Here is a 16128-nt window from a genome sequence, read left to right as displayed (position 1 = left end):
CGCCCACCGGCGGGGCGGCCCGCCCCGCGGGGGCGGGGCGGGACCCGCCGGGGGGGGTCGGGCGGCCCGCCCCCCCCCCCCGACGCCCACATGGCGTGGAAGGACTGGCTCACGCCGAGCCTTCCTCGGTGCCGCCCTCGCGCATGGGGACGCGCACGCCGCGCTCGTCGGCGACCCGCTCGGCGATGTCGTAGCCGGCGTCGACGTGGCGGATGACGCCCATGCCCGGGTCGTTGGTGAGCACGCGGCGGATCTTCTCGCCGGCGAGCGGGGTCCCGTCGGCGACGGTGACCTGGCCGGCGTGGATGGAGCGGCCCATGCCGACGCCGCCGCCGTGGTGGATGGACACCCAGGAGGCACCGGAGGCCACGTTGACCATGGCGTTGAGCAGCGGCCAGTCGGCGATGGCGTCGGAGCCGTCGAGCATGGCCTCGGTCTCGCGGTAGGGGGAGGCGACGGAGCCGCAGTCGAGGTGGTCGCGGCCGATGGCGAGGGGCGCGGCGAGGGTGCCGTTGCCGACCATGTCGTTGAACATGTCGCCCGCCTTGTCGCGCTCGCCCTGGCCGAGCCAGCAGATGCGCGCGGGCAGGCCCTGGAAGTGGACGCGCTCGCCGGCCATCTTGATCCAGCGGTGCAGGGACTCGTTCTCCGGGAAGAGGTCCAGGATCGCCTTGTCGGTCTTGGCGATGTCGGAGGCCTCGCCGGACAGGGCGGCCCAGCGGAACGGGCCCTTGCCCTCGCAGAACAGCGGGCGGATGTAGGCGGGGACGAAGCCGGGGAAGGCGAAGGCGCGGTCGTAGCCGGCCAGCTGGGCCTCGCCGCGGATGGAGTTGCCGTAGTCGAAGACCTCGGCGCCGGCGTCCATGAAGCCGACCATGGCCTCGACGTGCTTGGCCATCGACTCGCGGGCCCGCTGGGTGAAGCCGGCCGGGTCCTTGGCGGCGGCGTCGGCCATGTCCTCGAAGGCCACGCCGACGGGCAGGTAGGACAGCGGGTCGTGGGCGGAGGTCTGGTCCGTCACGATGTCGATGGGCGCGCCCTCGGCGAGCATCTGCGGGACCAGCTCGGCGGCGTTGCCCAGCAGGCCGATGGAGAGCGGCCTGCGGGCGTCGCGGGCCTCGACGGCGAGCTGGAGGGCGTGGGCCAGGTTGTCGGCCTTCACGTCCAGGTAGCGGTGCTCGATGCGGCGCTCGATGGCGCGCGGGTCGACGTCGACGCAGATGGCGACGCCGTCGTTCATGGTGACGGCCAGCGGCTGGGCGCCGCCCATGCCGCCGAGGCCGGCGGTGAGGGTGATGGTGCCGGCCAGGGTGCCGTTGAACTTCTTCGCGGCGACGGCGGCGAAGGTCTCGTAGGTGCCCTGGAGGATGCCCTGGGTGCCGATGTAGATCCAGGAGCCGGCGGTCATCTGGCCGTACATGGTGAGGCCGAGCTGCTCCAGGCGCCGGAACTCCTCCCAGTTGGCCCAGTCGCCGACCAGGTTGGAGTTGGCGATGAGGACGCGCGGGGCCCACTCGTGGGTCTGCATGACGCCGACCGGGCGGCCGGACTGGACCAGCATGGTCTCGTCCTGCTTGAGGGTGCGCAGGGTGCGGACCATGGCGTCGAAGGAACGCCAGTCACGGGCGGCCTTGCCGGTGCCGCCGTAGACGACGAGCTTGTCGGGGTGCTCGGCGACCTCGGGGTCCAGGTTGTTCTGGAGCATCCGGAGGGCGGCTTCCTGCTGCCATCCCAGGGCGCTCAGTTCCGTACCGCGCGCGGCTCGGACGGGTCGGGGTCCTGACATGGCGGGCTCCTCGATGCTCGGCTATTCATTCAGGTATTCACATCCTGACCCGATGAATAGTCTTAGTCAACAGCTGCGGAGCCGCCCCCTCGGGTGATGCCATGGACGCATGACTTCCTCCGCCCGCGCGGAAGGTCGCGCGCACGCTCGCGACCGGGCCGTCCGCGCCGCCGTCGAGCAGGGACTCCTCTCCCCCGCCGAACCCGTCGCCGCCCTCCTCGACACCGAGGGCATCCGCGCCTCGGCCGCGGCCCTGACCAGCGCTTTCGCCGAGGTCACCGACGCACCCGTGCTGCACGCCTTCGCAGTGAAGGCCTGCCCGCTCGTGCCGGTCCTGCGCCTGCTGCACGAGGCCGGGATCGGCGTCGAGGTCGCGAGCCCCGGCGAGCTGGCCCTGGCCCGGGCGGCCGGCGTGCCCCCGACCCGTACGGTCCTCGACTCCCCCGCGAAGACCCCGGCCGAGCTGCGCCAGGCCCTCGCGCTCGGCATCGCCGTCAACGCCGACAACCTCCAGGAACTGGACCGGCTCGACGCGCTGCTCGCCTCCGCGCCCACCGCATCGCCCCTCGGGATCCGGGTGAACCCGCAGGTCGGCGCCGGTTCCATCGGAGCCCTCTCGACGGCCACCGCCACCTCCAAGTTCGGCGTGGCGCTGCGCGACGAGGGCGCGCGGGAGGCCGTCGTACAGGCCTACCTCGACCGGCCCTGGCTCACCCGACTGCACACCCACACCGGCTCGCAGGGCATCCCGCTCGCCCTGATGGCCGAAGGCGTCGGCGCCGCGTACGCGCTCGCCGAGGAGATCAACGCCAAGGCCGGCCGACAGCAGATCGACACCCTCGACATCGGCGGCGGCCTCCCGGTCAACTTCGCCTCCGACGACGAGACGCCGGGCCACGCCGACTACGCGCGGCTGCTCGCCGCCACCGTCCCCGGGCTGCTCGACGGGCGCTACGCCCTCGTCACGGAGTTCGGGCGCTCCCTGCTCGCCAAGCACGGCACGGTCCTGGCCCGCGTCGAGTACACCAAGACCTCCGGCGGCCGCCCCATCGCCGTCACCCACGCCGGCGTCCAGGTGGCCACCCGCACCGTCTACGCCCCCGACTCCTGGCCGCTGCGAGTCCTCGCGTACGACGCCGAGGGCCGGCCACGGCAGGGCGAGGAGGTGCTCCAGGACGTGGCCGGGCCCGCCTGCTTCGCCGGAGACCTGCTCGCCACCGGCCGGGCGCTGCCGCTGCTGCGACCCGGTGACGTCGTCGCGGTGCCGGACACCGGCGCGTACTGCTTCGCGCACCACTACGCGTACAACAGCCTGCCCCGGCCCGCCGTGCACGGATTCACCCCGACGGAGGACGGCGGCATCGCCTTCGCGACCGTCCGCCGCGCCCAGACCCTCGACCAGATCGTGGCGGAATCCGGCGGCGACCGGCCCGACGCGCTGCTGCGCCAACCCCTGCGGGAGCCCTCGTCCGGTGCTCCCATGGAGCCATGACACACAGCACCTCCGTCGTCGTCGAGCGCCGGGTCAACGCCTCCCCCGGGCGCGTCTGGGAGTCGATCACCGACCTGCGGAACATGCCACGGGTGCTCAGTGGCGTCGAGAAGGTCGAGGTGCTCACCGAGGGCGGCTTCGCGGTGGGCACCCGCTGGCGGGAGACCCGGCGGATGCTGGGCCGGGAGGCCACGGAGGAGATGACCGTGACCGTCTGCGAGCCGCCCGACCGCTACGTCACGGTGGCCGACTCGCACGGCATGCACTACGTCTCCGAGATCGCCCTCGTGCCCGAGGGCCCCGCGGTCTCCGCCACCGCGACCACGCTGCGGATGACCTTCACCGCCCGCCCCGCCCACGACCGCGCCCCCGGCCTGGTGACCCGGCTGCTCGCGCGCTTCGGGGCGCGGGCCGTGGCGCGGGCGCTCGGCAAGGACCTGGACGAGATCGCGCGGGCGGTCGAGAGCCGGGCCTGAGAGGCTTTCCCGGCGCCCCTTCGGAGCGCTGCCGATCACCTCCCGGCCAACCGTCGATCAGCCTCTGACAAATTCCATTGGAAAATGCCGGAACTCCCCCCGGCGATGAGGACGTTGAGTAGCGTCACCGTTACTGCCGTACGTCCGCACGCCGCATCGGGAGGGGATCACGCGTGCCCGGAATCGACGAGTGTCTGCTGGAGGCCATGAGCCTGCCGGGGGCACGCGGGGCCTGGCTGGTCGACTGGACCAGCGGACTGGCCCTCGGGGCGGCGGGCGAGTCCCCGGTCGGCGACCACGAGACCACCGCCGCGGAGAGCGCCGAACTGGCCCGCGCGGCCGCCGAGTTCGAGTCACCCCCCGGACCGGACGCGATACCCGTGGACGGCGCGCCGGCGGGCGCCGCGCCGCAGGACGCCACAGCGCAGGACGCCGTCCCGCCCGTCGAGGACCTGATCGTCACGACCCGCGCCGGCTACCACGTCATCCGTTTCGTGGAGACCGCCTTCGACAGCAGCGTCTTCCTGCACCTGTGGCTGGACCGCGACACCGGCAACCTCGCCCTCGCCCGCATCAGGCTCGGCGACCTCGCCGAAAGGCTGGTGCTCGGATGACCGCCACGGCGACGGCCACGACCGTCTCCCCGATGCTCACCCGCCTCGCCGCCGAGAAGGCCACCGGCGCCCTGCTCCGCGACCACGGCACGCTCTACCTGGTCGACGGGCGCGTCGTGCACGCCGAGAGTCCCAGCTCCCCCGGCGTCGACGTGCTCCTCACGGCGGGCGGGCGACTGGCCCGCGAGGGCTGGGACGAGGCCGTGGACCGGGCCGGGGCGCGCGGCGCCGTCGGCCGCTTCCTCGTCGACAGCGGCCGGCTGCACGACGGCGAGCTGGAGATCTGCCACCTCGGCGCCGTCTTCGACGCCGCCTTCTTCGCCCTCGGGCCCGCCAGCGGCCCGACCCGCTTCCGGTACGGCGTGGGGCACTGGTTCGGCACGGTGCGGCCGGTCGACACCGGGGCCGTCGAGCGCGAGACCCTGCGCCGCCGCGAGCTCCTCGACGCCGTCTGGCCCTACCCGGCCGTCGACAGCGCGCCCGTCGTGACCCGCCGCGCCTCCCCCGGGCAGCCGGTGGGCACCCGGCAGCGGGCCCTGCTCGCCGCCGCCGACGGGGTCCGCACCCCGGCGGACATCGCCCGGCTGCTCGGCCGGCCCGCCTTCCACACCCTGCTCGACATACGGCGCCTGGCTGCGGCAGGCCTGGTGGAGACCCCGTACGAAGAACCCCCGCCGGACCCGCCCGCCGTACCCGCGTGGGTCGGCGAGGTCGCCACCCACGACCCCGACATCGCCCTGCTCCGTCGGCTCCGTGACGCCCTGGAGGCAGCTCTGTGATGAGGCGTGCCCTGCGCCTGCGCGCCGAGAGGAGACAAATGATGACCGCAGAAGCCGAGGTGCTCGTCGAGCTGAGACGCCTGCGGGCCCGGCTGCCCCAGCTCACCGGGGCCCTCGCGGCCAGCGCCGACGGTCTGGTGCTCGCCCAGGACGCCGTGGACGTCGAGGCGGAGAGCGTGGCCGCGCTGACGGCCGCCGCGCTCGGCGTCGGGCAGCGGCTCGCCGACACGACGGGGCAGGGCGGCTTCCGCGAGCTCCTGGTCCGCGGCGAGCACGGCTACGTGGCGACGTACGCGGCGGGCGGCTCGGCGGTCCTCACCCTGCTCGCCCAACCCAAGATCAACGTCGGCCGGCTCCATCTGGAGGCCCGCCGGTCCAGCGCCCGGATAGGCGAGCTCGTGAACGAGGCACTGGAGCGCAGAGACCTGAACTGAACGCAGAGACACGATCACCCCTCATCTCCCACTCTCACGAAGGAAGAACCATGGCGAACACCGAGACCTCCCTGAAGGAAACGGCCCAGATCGAAGGCGCCATCGGCGCCGCCCTCGTCGACTACACGAGCGGCATGGCCCTCGGCACCATCGGAGGCGGCAAGGAGCTCGACCTGAACATGGCGGCGGCCGGCAACACGGACGTGGTCCGCGCCAAGGTCCGCACGATGGAGATGCTGGGCCTCAAGGACGAGATCGAGGACATCCTCATCACCCTCGGCGGCCAGTACCACCTGATCCGCCTGATGAGGTCCCGGAACGCCAACGGCCTGTTCCTCTACCTCGCACTGGACAAGAACCGGGCGAACCTGGCGATGGCCCGGCACCAGCTGAAGAAGATCGGCGACGAACTGGAGGTCTGACGCCGCGCGCGGCTCAGTCGACGAACAGGCCGCGAGCCGCGGCCTTCACGTCGAACTCCTCCAGGCGGGCCTGCGCGTCCGGCAGCTCGTCCGCCATCGCCTCCAGGAGCACCCGGCCGAGCAGCATCGGCGCGCACGCGGTGTCGAAGGCGAGGCCGGTGCCCACGGCGGCCGGGATGAGCAGGTCGCTGTGGGCGGCGACGGGCGCGAAAGCCGACTCGGCGACGGTCACCACCGCGAGGCCGGCCGAGCGGGCGTACGCCAGAGCATCGACGACCTCGCGCGGATGCCGGGGCAACGCGAAGCACAGCAGCGCCGTGGCCCCGGCCCGGACGGCCGCGTCGAGGCGGTCATCGAGCATCGAGCCGCCCTCGTCGAGCAGCCGGACGTCCGGATGGACCTTGCCGGCGAAGTAGGCGAAGCCCCGGGCCTGCGAGGAGGCGGCCCGCAGCCCGAGCACGGGCAGCGGTCGCGAGGCCGCGAGCAGCCGGCCCGCCCGCTCGACGGGCGTGGGGTCGGCGAGCAGCTCGGCGAGGTGCTGCAGGTTCTCGATCTCTCCGAGCACGGCCTGCTGGTACTCGTTGTGCCCGGCGCGCTCCTCGGCGACCACGGGCACGCTCTCGCGCAGGTGCTTGCGCAGCGCCGGGTAGCCGTCGAAGCCGAGGGCCACGGCGAAGCGGGTGACGGAAGGCTGGCTGACCCCGGCGAGCTCGGCCAGCTCGACGCTGGACAGGAACGGGACGTCGGCGGCGCGCCGCACCATGCAGTGCGCGATCCGCCGCTGGGTCGGCGTCAGCCGGTGCCCCTCGAAGAGCGCCTGCAGCCGTCCGGCCGGGCTGTCGCTCATGCCGTCCCCCTTCCTCCACCTATTCATCCACCTGGAACTCTGCATGAACATATGCAGACAGGCAAGAGAAGGGGCGGGAGGGACCGGGGAGGAGGATTGCGCGGGGACCGCCGCACCCCCGTTTCCGGGGGGCGGGACGACGGCGGTCCCCGCGAGGGACACGGGCCCGGGTCAGGGCCGGTCCGCGTCCGCGACGTGCGTGGAGTTCCGGGAGCCGCTCCGGGTGTCCGTGACGCCGACGGGAATCACTCTGCCGGAGCCTTGTTAAGCGGGTGCTGCGGGTACGTGTCGCGCTCGTACCGTTTGCGCGAACGCGCACCCGCAGCCGCCCGGCAGCGGGTGCCGCGGTGTCAGTGCTGCTTCTTGGTACCGCCGTTGGCGGCCAGGAAGGCGAGCAGGTCCTGGCGGCTGACCACGTCGGTCGGCTTGCCCTCGACCAGGACGATGGCCGCGTCGGCGTCGCCGAGCGCGGTCATCAGGTCGGCGACCGGCTCACCCGAGCCGACCTGCGGCAGCGGGCCGGACATGTGGTCCTCGAGCGGGTCCTCCAGGGACGCCTTCTGCGTGAAGAGGGCGTTCAGGAGCTCCCGCTCGACGACCGAGCCGACGACCTCGGCAGCCATGACGTCGGGGTGACCGGCGCCCGGCTTGACGACCGGCATCTGCGAGACGCCGTACTCGCGCAGCACCTCGATGGCCTGGCCGACGGTCTCGTCCGGGTGCATGTGGACGAGCGACGGCATGCCGTGCGACTTGTGGCTGAGGACGTCGGCGACCGTGGCGGACGTGGTGTCCTCCAGGAAGCCGTAGTCGGCCATCCACTCGTCGTTGAAGATCTTCGACAGGTAGCCGCGGCCGGAGTCCGGCAGCAGCACGACCACGACGTCGTCGGGGCCGAGCTCGCGGGCGACCTCCAGGGCGGCGACGACCGCCATGCCGCAGGAGCCGCCCACCAGCAGGCCCTCCTCCTTGGCGAGGCGGCGGGTCATCTGGAAGGAGTCCTTGTCCGAGACCGCGACGATGCGGTCGGTGACCGAGGCGTCGTAGGCGGTGGGCCAGAAGTCCTCGCCGACACCCTCGACCAGGTACGGCCGTCCGGAGCCGCCCGAGTAGACCGAGCCCTCCGGGTCGGCGCCGACGATCTGGACCTTGCCGCCGCTGACCTCCTTCAGGTACTTGCCGGTACCCGAGATGGTGCCGCCGGTGCCGACGCCCGCGACGAAGTGGGTGATCTTCCCGTCCGTCTGGTCCCACAGCTCGGGGCCGGTGGTCTCGTAGTGCGAGCGCGGGTTGTTCGGGTTGGAGTACTGGTCGGGCTTCCAGGCGCCCGGCGTCTCACGGACCAGGCGGTCCGAGACGTTGTAGTACGAGTCGGGGTGCTCCGGGTCGACGGCCGTGGGGCAGACGACGACCTCGGCGCCGTAGGCGCGCAGCACGTTGATCTTGTCCGTGGACACCTTGTCGGGGCAGACGAAGATGCACTTGTAGCCCTTCTGCTGGGCCACGATCGCCAGACCGACGCCGGTGTTGCCGGACGTGGGCTCGACGATGGTGCCGCCGGGCTTGAGCGCACCGCTCTCCTCGGCCGCCTCGATCATGCGCAGGGCGATGCGGTCCTTGACCGACCCGCCCGGGTTGAAGTACTCGACCTTGGCCAGGACGGTCGCCTGAATGCCGGTGGTGACGTTGTTGAGCTTCACCAGCGGGGTGTTGCCGACGAGGCTGATCATCGAGTCGTGGAATTGCACCGTAATCTCCGGGGTCTCCGTAATGGTGCAGCCAGCGTATTCCGTGGAATGCGTAGGCGGAGCCGCTTACGGGGCAGTTACACGAGAGACGGCTTGAAGGAGGTGACGGCCCCGATGTCCAGGGCGAGGGTGGCACGGCGGATCGCGGCGGGTGCGGCGTACGGCGGCGGGAGCATCGGCCTGCTCGGTGTGGCGGCCGTGGGGGTCCTCCTGGCCGAGGTGCAGCTGGCCAAGAGGTCGGTCGGCGGCGGGGTCGCACCGCTGCCACCGGGCGCGGACGGCCGGTACGGGCGCTCGTACGACGCCGCGACCCCGCTGCGGCTGGCCCTTCTGGGTGATTCCACCGCGGCGGGTCAGGGCGTGCGCCGCACGGGGCAGACGCCTGGCGCGCTGCTCGCCTCCGGGCTGGCGGCGGTCGCCGAGCGCCCGGTGGACCTGCGGAACGTGGCCCTGTCGGGAGCGTGCTCCGACGACCTGGAGCGCCAGGTGTCGCTGCTGCTCGCGGCACCGGCCGGAGCGCCGGACGTGTGCGTGATCATGATCGGCGCGAACGACGTCACGCACCGGCTGCCGGCCACCCAGTCCGTGCGCTGCCTGGCCGCGGCGGTACGGCGGCTGCGGACCGCGGGCGCGGAGGTGGTGGTCGGCACCTGCCCGGACCTGGGCACGATCGAGCCGGTCTACCAGCCGCTGCGCTGGTTGGCCCGGCGGGCCTCGCGGCAGCTGGCGGCGGCGCAGACCATCGTGGTCGTCGAGCAGGGCGGGCGCACGGTGTCGCTGGGCGACCTGCTGGGCCCGGAGTTCGCGGCGAACCCGCGCGAGATGTTCGGGGTCGACAACTTCCACCCCTCGGCGGAGGGCTACGCGACGGCGGCGATGGCCCTGCTGCCGACGTTGTGCGCGGCGCTCGGGGTGTGGCCGGAGGCGGACCGGATCGACGTGGACCGGCACGAGGACATGCTGCCGGTGGCGAAGGCGGCGGCCGAGGCGGTCAAGGAGGGCGGCACCGAGGTCACGGGCGCCCGCGCGCCGTGGGCCCTGCTCAAGCACCGCCGTCGGCGCCGGCTCCCGGAGCCGGCCGGACCGGGAGGCGCGGAGCCCGCGGACACCCCTCCGCCGCCCCGCCCCACCGACCGGGACGCCCGCCTCTCGCGCGAACCCTGACCGGAGGTGCGGCGGCCCGCCGCACCCCCCGAGCGGCCCGGACGCACCCTCCCCGCTCCGGCCCCCGGACCCCTCCCCACCGTCGCCGTCGGGAGGGACACTGGGGGCGGGAGTCGGGCGCGCTGAGCGGGCGCTTAGAAAAGAGGCCCGCATCACAGTCCGTCCCCGGTGACCACGCGCGGTACGTACGGGTAACTTCCCTTTCAGTCCGCCCACCCAGCACCCTCCTGGAGCCGTGATGCCCGAAGCCGTCATCGTCTCGACCGCCCGCTCGCCGATCGGCCGGGCCTTCAAGGGCTCCCTGAAGGACCTGCGGCCCGACGACCTGACCGCCACGATCATCCAGGCCGCCCTCGCCAAGGTCCCCGAGCTGGACCCGCGCGACATCGACGACCTGATGCTCGGCTGCGGTCTGCCCGGTGGCGAGCAGGGCAACAACCTGGGCCGGATCGTGGCCGTCCAGATGGGGATGGACCACCTCCCCGGCTGCACCATCACCCGCTACTGCTCCTCCTCGCTGCAGACCTCCCGCATGGCGCTGCACGCGATCAAGGCGGGCGAGGGCGACGTCTTCATCTCGGCCGGTGTCGAGATGGTGTCGCGCTTCGTGAAGGGCAACTCCGACTCGCTGCCGGACACGCACAACCCGTTCTTCGCCGAGGCCGAGGCCCGCACCGCCGAGGTCGCCGCCTCCGAGGGCTCCACCTGGCACGACCCGCGCGAGGACGGCATCGTCCCCGACGCGTACATCGCCATGGGCCAGACCGCCGAGAACCTGGCGCGCTGGAAGGGCGTCACCCGCCAGGACATGGACGAGTTCGGCGTGCGCTCGCAGAACCTCGCCGAGCAGGCCATCAAGAACGGCTTCTGGGAGCGCGAGATCACCCCGGTGACGCTCCCCGACGGCACCGTCGTCTCCGCGGACGACGGCCCGCGCGCCGGCGTCACCCTGGAGGGCGTCTCCGGCCTCAAGCCGGTCTTCCGCCCCGACGGCCTGGTCACCGCCGGCAACTGCTGCCCGCTCAACGACGGCGCCGCCGCCCTCGTGATCATGTCCGACACCAAGGCGCGCGAGCTGGGCCTGACCCCGCTGGCCCGGATCGTCTCCACCGGCGTCTCCGGCCTCTCCCCCGAGATCATGGGCCTCGGCCCGGTCGAGGCGTCGAAGCAGGCCCTGCAGCGGGCCGGCCTGACCACGAGCGACATCGACCTGGTCGAGATCAACGAGGCCTTCGCCGCGCAGGTCATCCCCTCGTACCGCGACCTGGGCTTCGACCTGGACAAGGTCAACGTCAACGGCGGCGCCATCGCCGTCGGCCACCCGTTCGGCATGACGGGCGCCCGCATCACCGGCACGCTCATCAACAGCCTCCAGTTCCACGACAAGCAGTTCGGCCTGGAGACCATGTGCGTGGGCGGCGGCCAGGGCATGGCCATGGTCATCGAGCGGCTGAGCTGATCGCCTGAGGTGATCGCCTGAGGTGATCGCGCGATCTCCACGGAGAGCACGGAACAACCACCTCGCGTCCAAGCCGTGACCGAATCTCCCCCAGGATGTGACATACATCCCGGGGGAGAGTCGTTTTCCCAGGTCACAGCCGGTTCGGGACTAAACACCAGGCACAAATACCTGTCCATTTCGTGACGTAATGCACTGACAGGTGGCGGCACCCCACGACAAGCTGATGTAGGAAGTCGGGGGATCGACTCGGAATCGGGAGTACGTCAGTGAGCGCACTGTCTCTTGCCCTGCTGGTGACCACGGCCGCTGCCACGGCCGTGGGTGCCGCCGCCCTGCACTCCGCCCACGCTCTCCGTAAGCAGGTCACCGCGCTGCGTGGCGAACTCGCCGCGGCGCAGGGTCTGTCCGTGCCGGCCGCCCGTCAGACGCCGGCCGCCGAGATACGGGCCGCGGTCGCCGACGCCCTGGCCGAGGAGCGCGAGCGCGAGCTCGCCGAGGCGCGCGCCTTCTGGGCCGCCCAGGAGGCCCGGGACGCCGCCGACGCCCCGTCGCTGCTCGGCGGTCTGGCCGGTCCCACCGAGGAGGGCCCGTACTACGTGCCGCGCCAGGCCGACTTCGTGGGCCTGGAGGCGATGGCCCTGGAGGCCATGGAGGCGGAGGCCGCCGCGCTCGACGGCCGCGAGGCGCGGGACGCCCAGGACGCGCTCGACCCCTTCGACACCTTCGCGGAGCTGGAGGAGTTCCCCGAGCTCACCGCGGCCGACGAGTACCCGGAGGACTCCCCCGAGCTGGCCGCGGCCCGCCGCCGCCACCCCTCGCACCCGGACTTCGTGCCGGTCCGCACTCCCGTCGTCACCGACCACGAGCGCACGGTGGCGCGCCTGGAGGAGCTCGCCGACACGCGCACGGCCCTGACGGACGTCCGCCCCGGCCCGCTGGGCACGCTGGACGTGTACGTCTTCGCCGACGGCACGACGCTCTGCATGACCCCCGGCCACCGCGAGACCGCCGAGCGGCTCGCCGAAGCCCTCCGGTCCGGCCGCAGCCCGGTCCTGCTCGGCGGCTCGGGCGTCTCCGGCGCCTACGCCCTGACCTTCTCGTGCGGCGACGCGGTCGAGGACAACGTGTACATCCTCGCGGACCGCGTGATCGCCAGCATGTGAGCCCGCTCGGTGCGCCGGGAGGCGCGCTACAACCCGGCGCGGGCCTGCGCGGCCCGCACCAGTCCCACGGCCTCGTCCAGCTCCCCCTCGGGGGCGCCCGGGGCCGTTCGCAATGTTTCGGCCAGATCCGCGGCGGCCACCGCCAGCTGGTCGGCGACCACGAACACCCCCGCGTCCGGCATGGTCCTCGGCTCCCGGTCCGGGAACTCCAGACGCTGCGCCCGGACGGCCAACTCCCTGGCCAGCGCCAGTCCTTCGGCGGCCGCGCCGCGCTGGAGCCGGCTGTGCGGGGCGGCCCGCAGCCGGTCGGCGAACCGCTCTGCGGCGGCGGTCAGTTCACTCGTATCGCGCACTCCGCGACCCTACGCGCCGTCCGGGGACCATTGCCAACGGGCGAACGCTGGGGCACGGTGGCGTGAAGGAGCACACGGCACAACGCGTCCGGAGGCGCCGATGTCCCACACTTTCTCCGAAGAGACCCATCGCAACCTGCTCGCCCGCATCCCGCACTGCACCGGTCGTGAGATCGCCGACTGGTTGAAGGCCGTCGAGGAGGGCCCCTCCCTCATCCGCTTCGAAGAGAAGGTCAGCTGGCTGCGGGGCGAACACGGTCTCGCCTACGGCCACGCCAAGGCGATCATCCACGAGTACGACCTCCGCCGGGCGGCCCGCCGCATGCTCTGACGGACCGGGAGCCGTCGTTCTCCCGCCCGGATAGAGTGGGAGAACGATGGTTCTCTGCGAGGGGTGACCGGTCATGGACGCCGAGACCGCCGAGCTGAAACTCCTGGAGACGGCCGAGGCCCTGTTCGACGAGAAGGGCGTCCAGGCCGTGGGGATGGACGCCATCCGTGGCGCGTCCGGCGTCTCGCTGAAACGCCTGTACCAGCTCTACCCCTCCAAGGACCACCTGGTCTGGGCGGTCCTCACACGCCGTGACAGCGCCATGCGCGAGGCCATCGCGGCCCACGGCGCCACCCATGCCACCAACCCCTACCAGCGGGCCCTGGCGGTCTTCGACTACCTCGGCGACTGGTTCGCCGCCCCCTCCTTCCGGGGCTGCGCCTTCATCAACACCTTCGGCGAGATGGGCGGCATCTCACCCGACATCGCGGAGATCGCCCGCGGACACAAGCAGGCCCTGCGGGACTACTTCGCCGAGCAGACCACGGCCATGAACGCCCCGCCCGCACTCGCCGACCAGCTGGCCCTGCTCGCCAACGGCGCCATGGCCGTCGCGGGCATCCACGGCACCTCGGAACCGGCGGCGCAGGCCAAGGACGCGGCCAGGGTGCTGCTCGACGCCCACGTGCCGTGAGGGCGCCCGGGAAACGGGGAAGGGCCCGCCCGGCGGATGCCGGACGGGCCCTTCCCGTGTCACGCGGTGCGTCAGTCGTCGCCCTGGAGGATCGACAGCAGGCGCAGGAACTCCATGTAGATCCACACCAGCGTCATGGTGAGGCCGAAGGCCGCCAGCCAGGACTCCTCGCGCGGAGCGCCGTAGGTGATCCCGTCTTCGACCTGCTTGAAGTCGAGGGCCAGGAAGCAGGCACCGAGGATGATGCCGATGACGCCGAACAGGATGCCGAGGCCGCCGCTGCGGAAGCCGAGGCCGTCACCGCCGCCGAAGACGGCGAACAGCAGGTTGACCGCCATCAGCAGCACGAAGCCGATCGCGGCCGCCATCACGAAGCCGTAGAAGCGGCGGGTGACGCGGATCCAGCGCATCTTGTAGGCGATCAGCACGCCGGCGAAGACCGCCATCGTGCCGAGCACCGCCTGGGCGACGACACCGTCGGCGATGTACGTCGAGACGGCGGCGGAGATCACACCGAGGAAGACACCCTCGAAGGCCGCGTAGCCGAGGATCAGCGCCGGCGACGGCTTGCGCTTGAACGACTGGACGAGCGACAGGACCAGGGCCACCAGACCCGCGCCGATGCCGATGCCGTAGGACTTGCCCAGGTTCGCCGGGTCGACCGGCAGCAGCAGCCAGGCCAGGACGGCGGTGAGCACGACCGTGCCGAGCGTCATCGCCGTACGGCTGACGACGTCGTCGATGGTCATGACGTTGCCGCGGGCCTGCTGCGGCGCGCCCAGGGTGTCCTGCGGCGCGTACGGATTGGTCGCGTAGGGGTTGGTCGCACCCTCGGCGTACGGGTTGCCGGTGGCGTACGGGTTGGTTCCAACGGCGGGGCCCCCGGCCTGCGGCTGCTGCGCGTTGAAGCCGGCGTAGCCGTTGTCGCGGCTGAACCCCCGTCGCGAGAAGACCGGGTTGCTGCTCCTCATCTCACTCCTCCATGGCCGCACTGCGCGGCCTTGCGTCAAGAGTAATAGGAAGGCAAAAGGAACTCCCTCGTGCTCGGGGAGGATCTTTATACGATCGTGTCGAGGAGTGCGGGGGCGAGGAGTGCCCGGAACCGGATTCGAACCGGTACGGCCCGAAGGCCAGCGAGGTTTAAGCTCGCCGTGTCTGCATTCCACCATCCGGGCGTGGCGCGAAGCTCCGCGTTGGCACAGGAGCCTATCGGGGCGCGTCGCCCGTTCAGCGGAACAGCGACCCGATGTTGTCTTATTTTATTGACACCTGAGGGTGCGTCAGTGCAGGTGAGGGGCCTTCTGACGAAGTGTGACAGGGGTCGCAGCAGCAAAGGTGAGGCCCCCGGATTGACGAAAACTCGCCGCCGGATCCGGGCGGAATGTGTCACCTCGCCCGCACCGCGCCCGCACACCTCCGGCACATCCCCGGCACACCCGAACGGGGGCGCTCCTCAGGGTCGCCGTCATACCTCAGGATGACGGGGCACCCCGGCGGTCCGACTCGAGGCTGCCCCGGGAACGGGCACGTGGACGGACGTCCGGCGCCCTGACGTTCGACACGATGGAATGGTTCCCGAGCAGCCGCAGTGACAGGAGTCGCCGTCGTGACCACCACTCCCACCGTGCCCCGCGCCACCGCGGTGGCCGCCCGCGCCACCGACCTCTCCAAGGTCTACGGACAGGGCGAGACCCAGGTGGTCGCTCTGGACCGGGTCAGCGTGGACTTCCGGCAGGGCGAGTTCACCGCGATCATGGGCCCGTCCGGCTCCGGCAAGTCGACCCTCATGCACTGCGTCGCCGGACTGGACTCCTTCTCCTCCGGCTCCGTCCGGATCGGCGACGTCGAGCTCGGCACCCTGAAGGACAAGCAGCTCACCCAGCTGCGCCGGGACAAGATCGGCTTCATCTTCCAGGCGTTCAACCTGCTGCCGACGCTGACCGCCCTGGAGAACATCACGCTGCCGATGGACATCGCGGGCCGCAAGCCCGACAAGCAGTGGGTGCAGCAGGTCATCGACATGATCGGCCTCTCCGGCCGGCTGAGCCACCGCCCCGCGCAGCTCTCCGGCGGACAGCAGCAGCGCGTGGCCGTGGCCCGCGCCCTGGCCTCCCGGCCCGAGATCATCTTCGGTGACGAGCCGACCGGAAACCTCGACTCGCGCTCCGGCGCCGAGGTCCTCGGCTTCCTGCGCAACTCGGTGCGCGAGCTCGGCCAGACCGTGGTGATGGTCACCCACGACCCGGTCGCCGCGTCCTACGCGGACCGCGTCATCTTCCTCGCGGACGGACGGATCGTCGACGAGATGCTGCACCCGACGGCGGACGGCGTGCTCGACCGCATGAAGGCCTTCGACGCCAAGGGCCGCACGAGCTGAGCCCGGGCCCCAGGGCCCCTCACCCGTCCTTCCGTCCCACCTTCCG

General features: G+C 72.1%; 17 protein-coding genes and 1 tRNA gene. 12 read left to right on the top strand and 6 right to left on the bottom strand.

Annotation, left to right across the window (positions count from 1 at the left end; genetic code table 11):
* Nucleotides 1-109: 109 nt before the first annotated feature.
* Nucleotides 110-1786, bottom strand: a complete 1677-nt coding sequence (gene hutU / locus AB0M16_RS22340) for a urocanate hydratase (RefSeq protein WP_365345478.1) — start codon at nucleotides 1784-1786, stop codon at nucleotides 110-112.
* Between the two features lie 109 nt (nucleotides 1787-1895).
* On the opposite strand from hutU, the gene AB0M16_RS22335 reads away from it, so the two are divergent.
* The 6 genes from AB0M16_RS22335 (at nucleotide 1896) to AB0M16_RS22310 (ending at nucleotide 6003) form a co-directional block, all read left to right on the top strand.
* Nucleotides 1896-3278 (top strand): diaminopimelate decarboxylase, encoded by a 1383-nt coding sequence (locus tag AB0M16_RS22335; protein WP_365345476.1) that lies wholly within the window; start codon nucleotides 1896-1898, stop codon nucleotides 3276-3278.
* Nucleotides 3275-3754, top strand: coding sequence for an SRPBCC family protein (locus AB0M16_RS22330; RefSeq protein WP_365345474.1), 480 nt, complete (start codon nucleotides 3275-3277; stop codon nucleotides 3752-3754). The genes AB0M16_RS22335 and AB0M16_RS22330 overlap by 4 nt, the downstream gene beginning before the upstream one ends.
* A 173-nt stretch (nucleotides 3755-3927) precedes the next feature.
* A complete protein-coding gene (locus tag AB0M16_RS22325; protein ID WP_365345472.1) occupies nucleotides 3928-4368 on the top strand; it encodes a hypothetical protein in 441 nt (146 codons plus the stop codon).
* A complete protein-coding gene (locus AB0M16_RS22320; RefSeq protein WP_365345470.1) occupies nucleotides 4365-5147 on the top strand; it encodes a transcriptional regulator in 783 nt (260 codons plus the stop codon). The genes AB0M16_RS22325 and AB0M16_RS22320 overlap by 4 nt, the downstream gene beginning before the upstream one ends.
* Nucleotides 5147-5581 (top strand): roadblock/LC7 domain-containing protein, encoded by a 435-nt coding sequence (locus AB0M16_RS22315; protein WP_365345468.1) that lies wholly within the window; start codon nucleotides 5147-5149, stop codon nucleotides 5579-5581. Before AB0M16_RS22320 ends, AB0M16_RS22315 begins: the two co-directional genes overlap by 1 nt.
* Nucleotides 5582-5631: 50 nt before the next feature.
* A complete protein-coding gene (locus AB0M16_RS22310; protein ID WP_365345466.1) occupies nucleotides 5632-6003 on the top strand; it encodes a hypothetical protein in 372 nt (123 codons plus the stop codon).
* Nucleotides 6004-6016: 13 nt separating this feature from the next.
* Here the strand turns inward: AB0M16_RS22310 and AB0M16_RS22305 are convergent, their stop codons facing one another.
* Nucleotides 6017-6850, bottom strand: a complete 834-nt coding sequence (locus tag AB0M16_RS22305) for a MurR/RpiR family transcriptional regulator (RefSeq protein WP_365345464.1) — start codon at nucleotides 6848-6850, stop codon at nucleotides 6017-6019.
* A gap of 350 nt (nucleotides 6851-7200) precedes the next feature.
* Entirely contained in the window at nucleotides 7201-8598 is a 1398-nt protein-coding gene (locus AB0M16_RS22300; protein ID WP_365345462.1) for a cystathionine beta-synthase, read from the bottom strand.
* A gap of 114 nt (nucleotides 8599-8712) precedes the next feature.
* Between AB0M16_RS22300 and AB0M16_RS22295 the strand changes: the two genes are divergently transcribed.
* From AB0M16_RS22295 to AB0M16_RS22285, 3 genes are all read left to right on the top strand, one after another.
* Nucleotides 8713-9762, top strand: coding sequence for an SGNH/GDSL hydrolase family protein (locus tag AB0M16_RS22295; protein ID WP_365345459.1), 1050 nt, complete (start codon nucleotides 8713-8715; stop codon nucleotides 9760-9762).
* A 238-nt stretch (nucleotides 9763-10000) separates the two neighbouring features.
* A complete protein-coding gene (locus tag AB0M16_RS22290) occupies nucleotides 10001-11221 on the top strand; it encodes an acetyl-CoA C-acetyltransferase (RefSeq protein ID WP_365345457.1) in 1221 nt (406 codons plus the stop codon).
* A 269-nt stretch (nucleotides 11222-11490) separates the two neighbouring features.
* Nucleotides 11491-12387 carry a hypothetical protein gene (locus tag AB0M16_RS22285; protein ID WP_365345455.1) on the top strand — a complete coding sequence of 299 codons (897 nt, stop codon included), beginning with the start codon at nucleotides 11491-11493 and terminating at the stop codon, nucleotides 12385-12387.
* 26 nt (nucleotides 12388-12413) lie between these two features.
* Here the strand turns inward: AB0M16_RS22285 and AB0M16_RS22280 are convergent, their stop codons facing one another.
* A complete protein-coding gene (locus tag AB0M16_RS22280; protein WP_365345453.1) occupies nucleotides 12414-12740 on the bottom strand; it encodes a hypothetical protein in 327 nt (108 codons plus the stop codon).
* A gap of 100 nt (nucleotides 12741-12840) precedes the next feature.
* On the opposite strand from AB0M16_RS22280, the gene AB0M16_RS22275 reads away from it, so the two are divergent.
* Both AB0M16_RS22275 and AB0M16_RS22270 read left to right on the top strand, forming a co-directional pair.
* Nucleotides 12841-13071, top strand: a complete 231-nt coding sequence (locus AB0M16_RS22275; protein WP_365345451.1) for a DUF4287 domain-containing protein — start codon at nucleotides 12841-12843, stop codon at nucleotides 13069-13071.
* A 73-nt stretch (nucleotides 13072-13144) separates the two neighbouring features.
* The gene (locus AB0M16_RS22270; RefSeq protein WP_365345449.1) at nucleotides 13145-13705 is read left to right on the top strand and encodes a TetR/AcrR family transcriptional regulator; all 561 of its coding nucleotides are present in this window, start codon (nucleotides 13145-13147) and stop codon (nucleotides 13703-13705) included.
* Nucleotides 13706-13776: 71 nt separating this feature from the next.
* Here the strand turns inward: AB0M16_RS22270 and AB0M16_RS22265 are convergent, their stop codons facing one another.
* The gene (locus AB0M16_RS22265; protein WP_365345447.1) at nucleotides 13777-14676 is read right to left on the bottom strand and encodes a Bax inhibitor-1/YccA family protein; all 900 of its coding nucleotides are present in this window, start codon (nucleotides 14674-14676) and stop codon (nucleotides 13777-13779) included.
* Nucleotides 14677-14798: 122 nt separating this feature from the next.
* A tRNA-Leu gene (locus AB0M16_RS22260) sits at nucleotides 14799-14880 on the bottom strand.
* A 431-nt stretch (nucleotides 14881-15311) separates the two neighbouring features.
* On the opposite strand from AB0M16_RS22260, the gene AB0M16_RS22255 reads away from it, so the two are divergent.
* Nucleotides 15312-16082: an ABC transporter ATP-binding protein gene (locus AB0M16_RS22255; protein ID WP_365345445.1), complete on the top strand. Its 771-nt coding sequence runs from the start codon at nucleotides 15312-15314 to the stop codon at nucleotides 16080-16082.
* Nucleotides 16083-16128 lie beyond the last annotated feature (46 nt).

It is taken from the genome of Streptomyces sp. NPDC051921 (assembly GCF_040680975.1).
Classification (GTDB): Bacteria; Actinomycetota; Actinomycetes; order Streptomycetales; family Streptomycetaceae; genus Streptomyces.
This window is presented reverse-complemented; position numbering and strand designations above follow the sequence as displayed.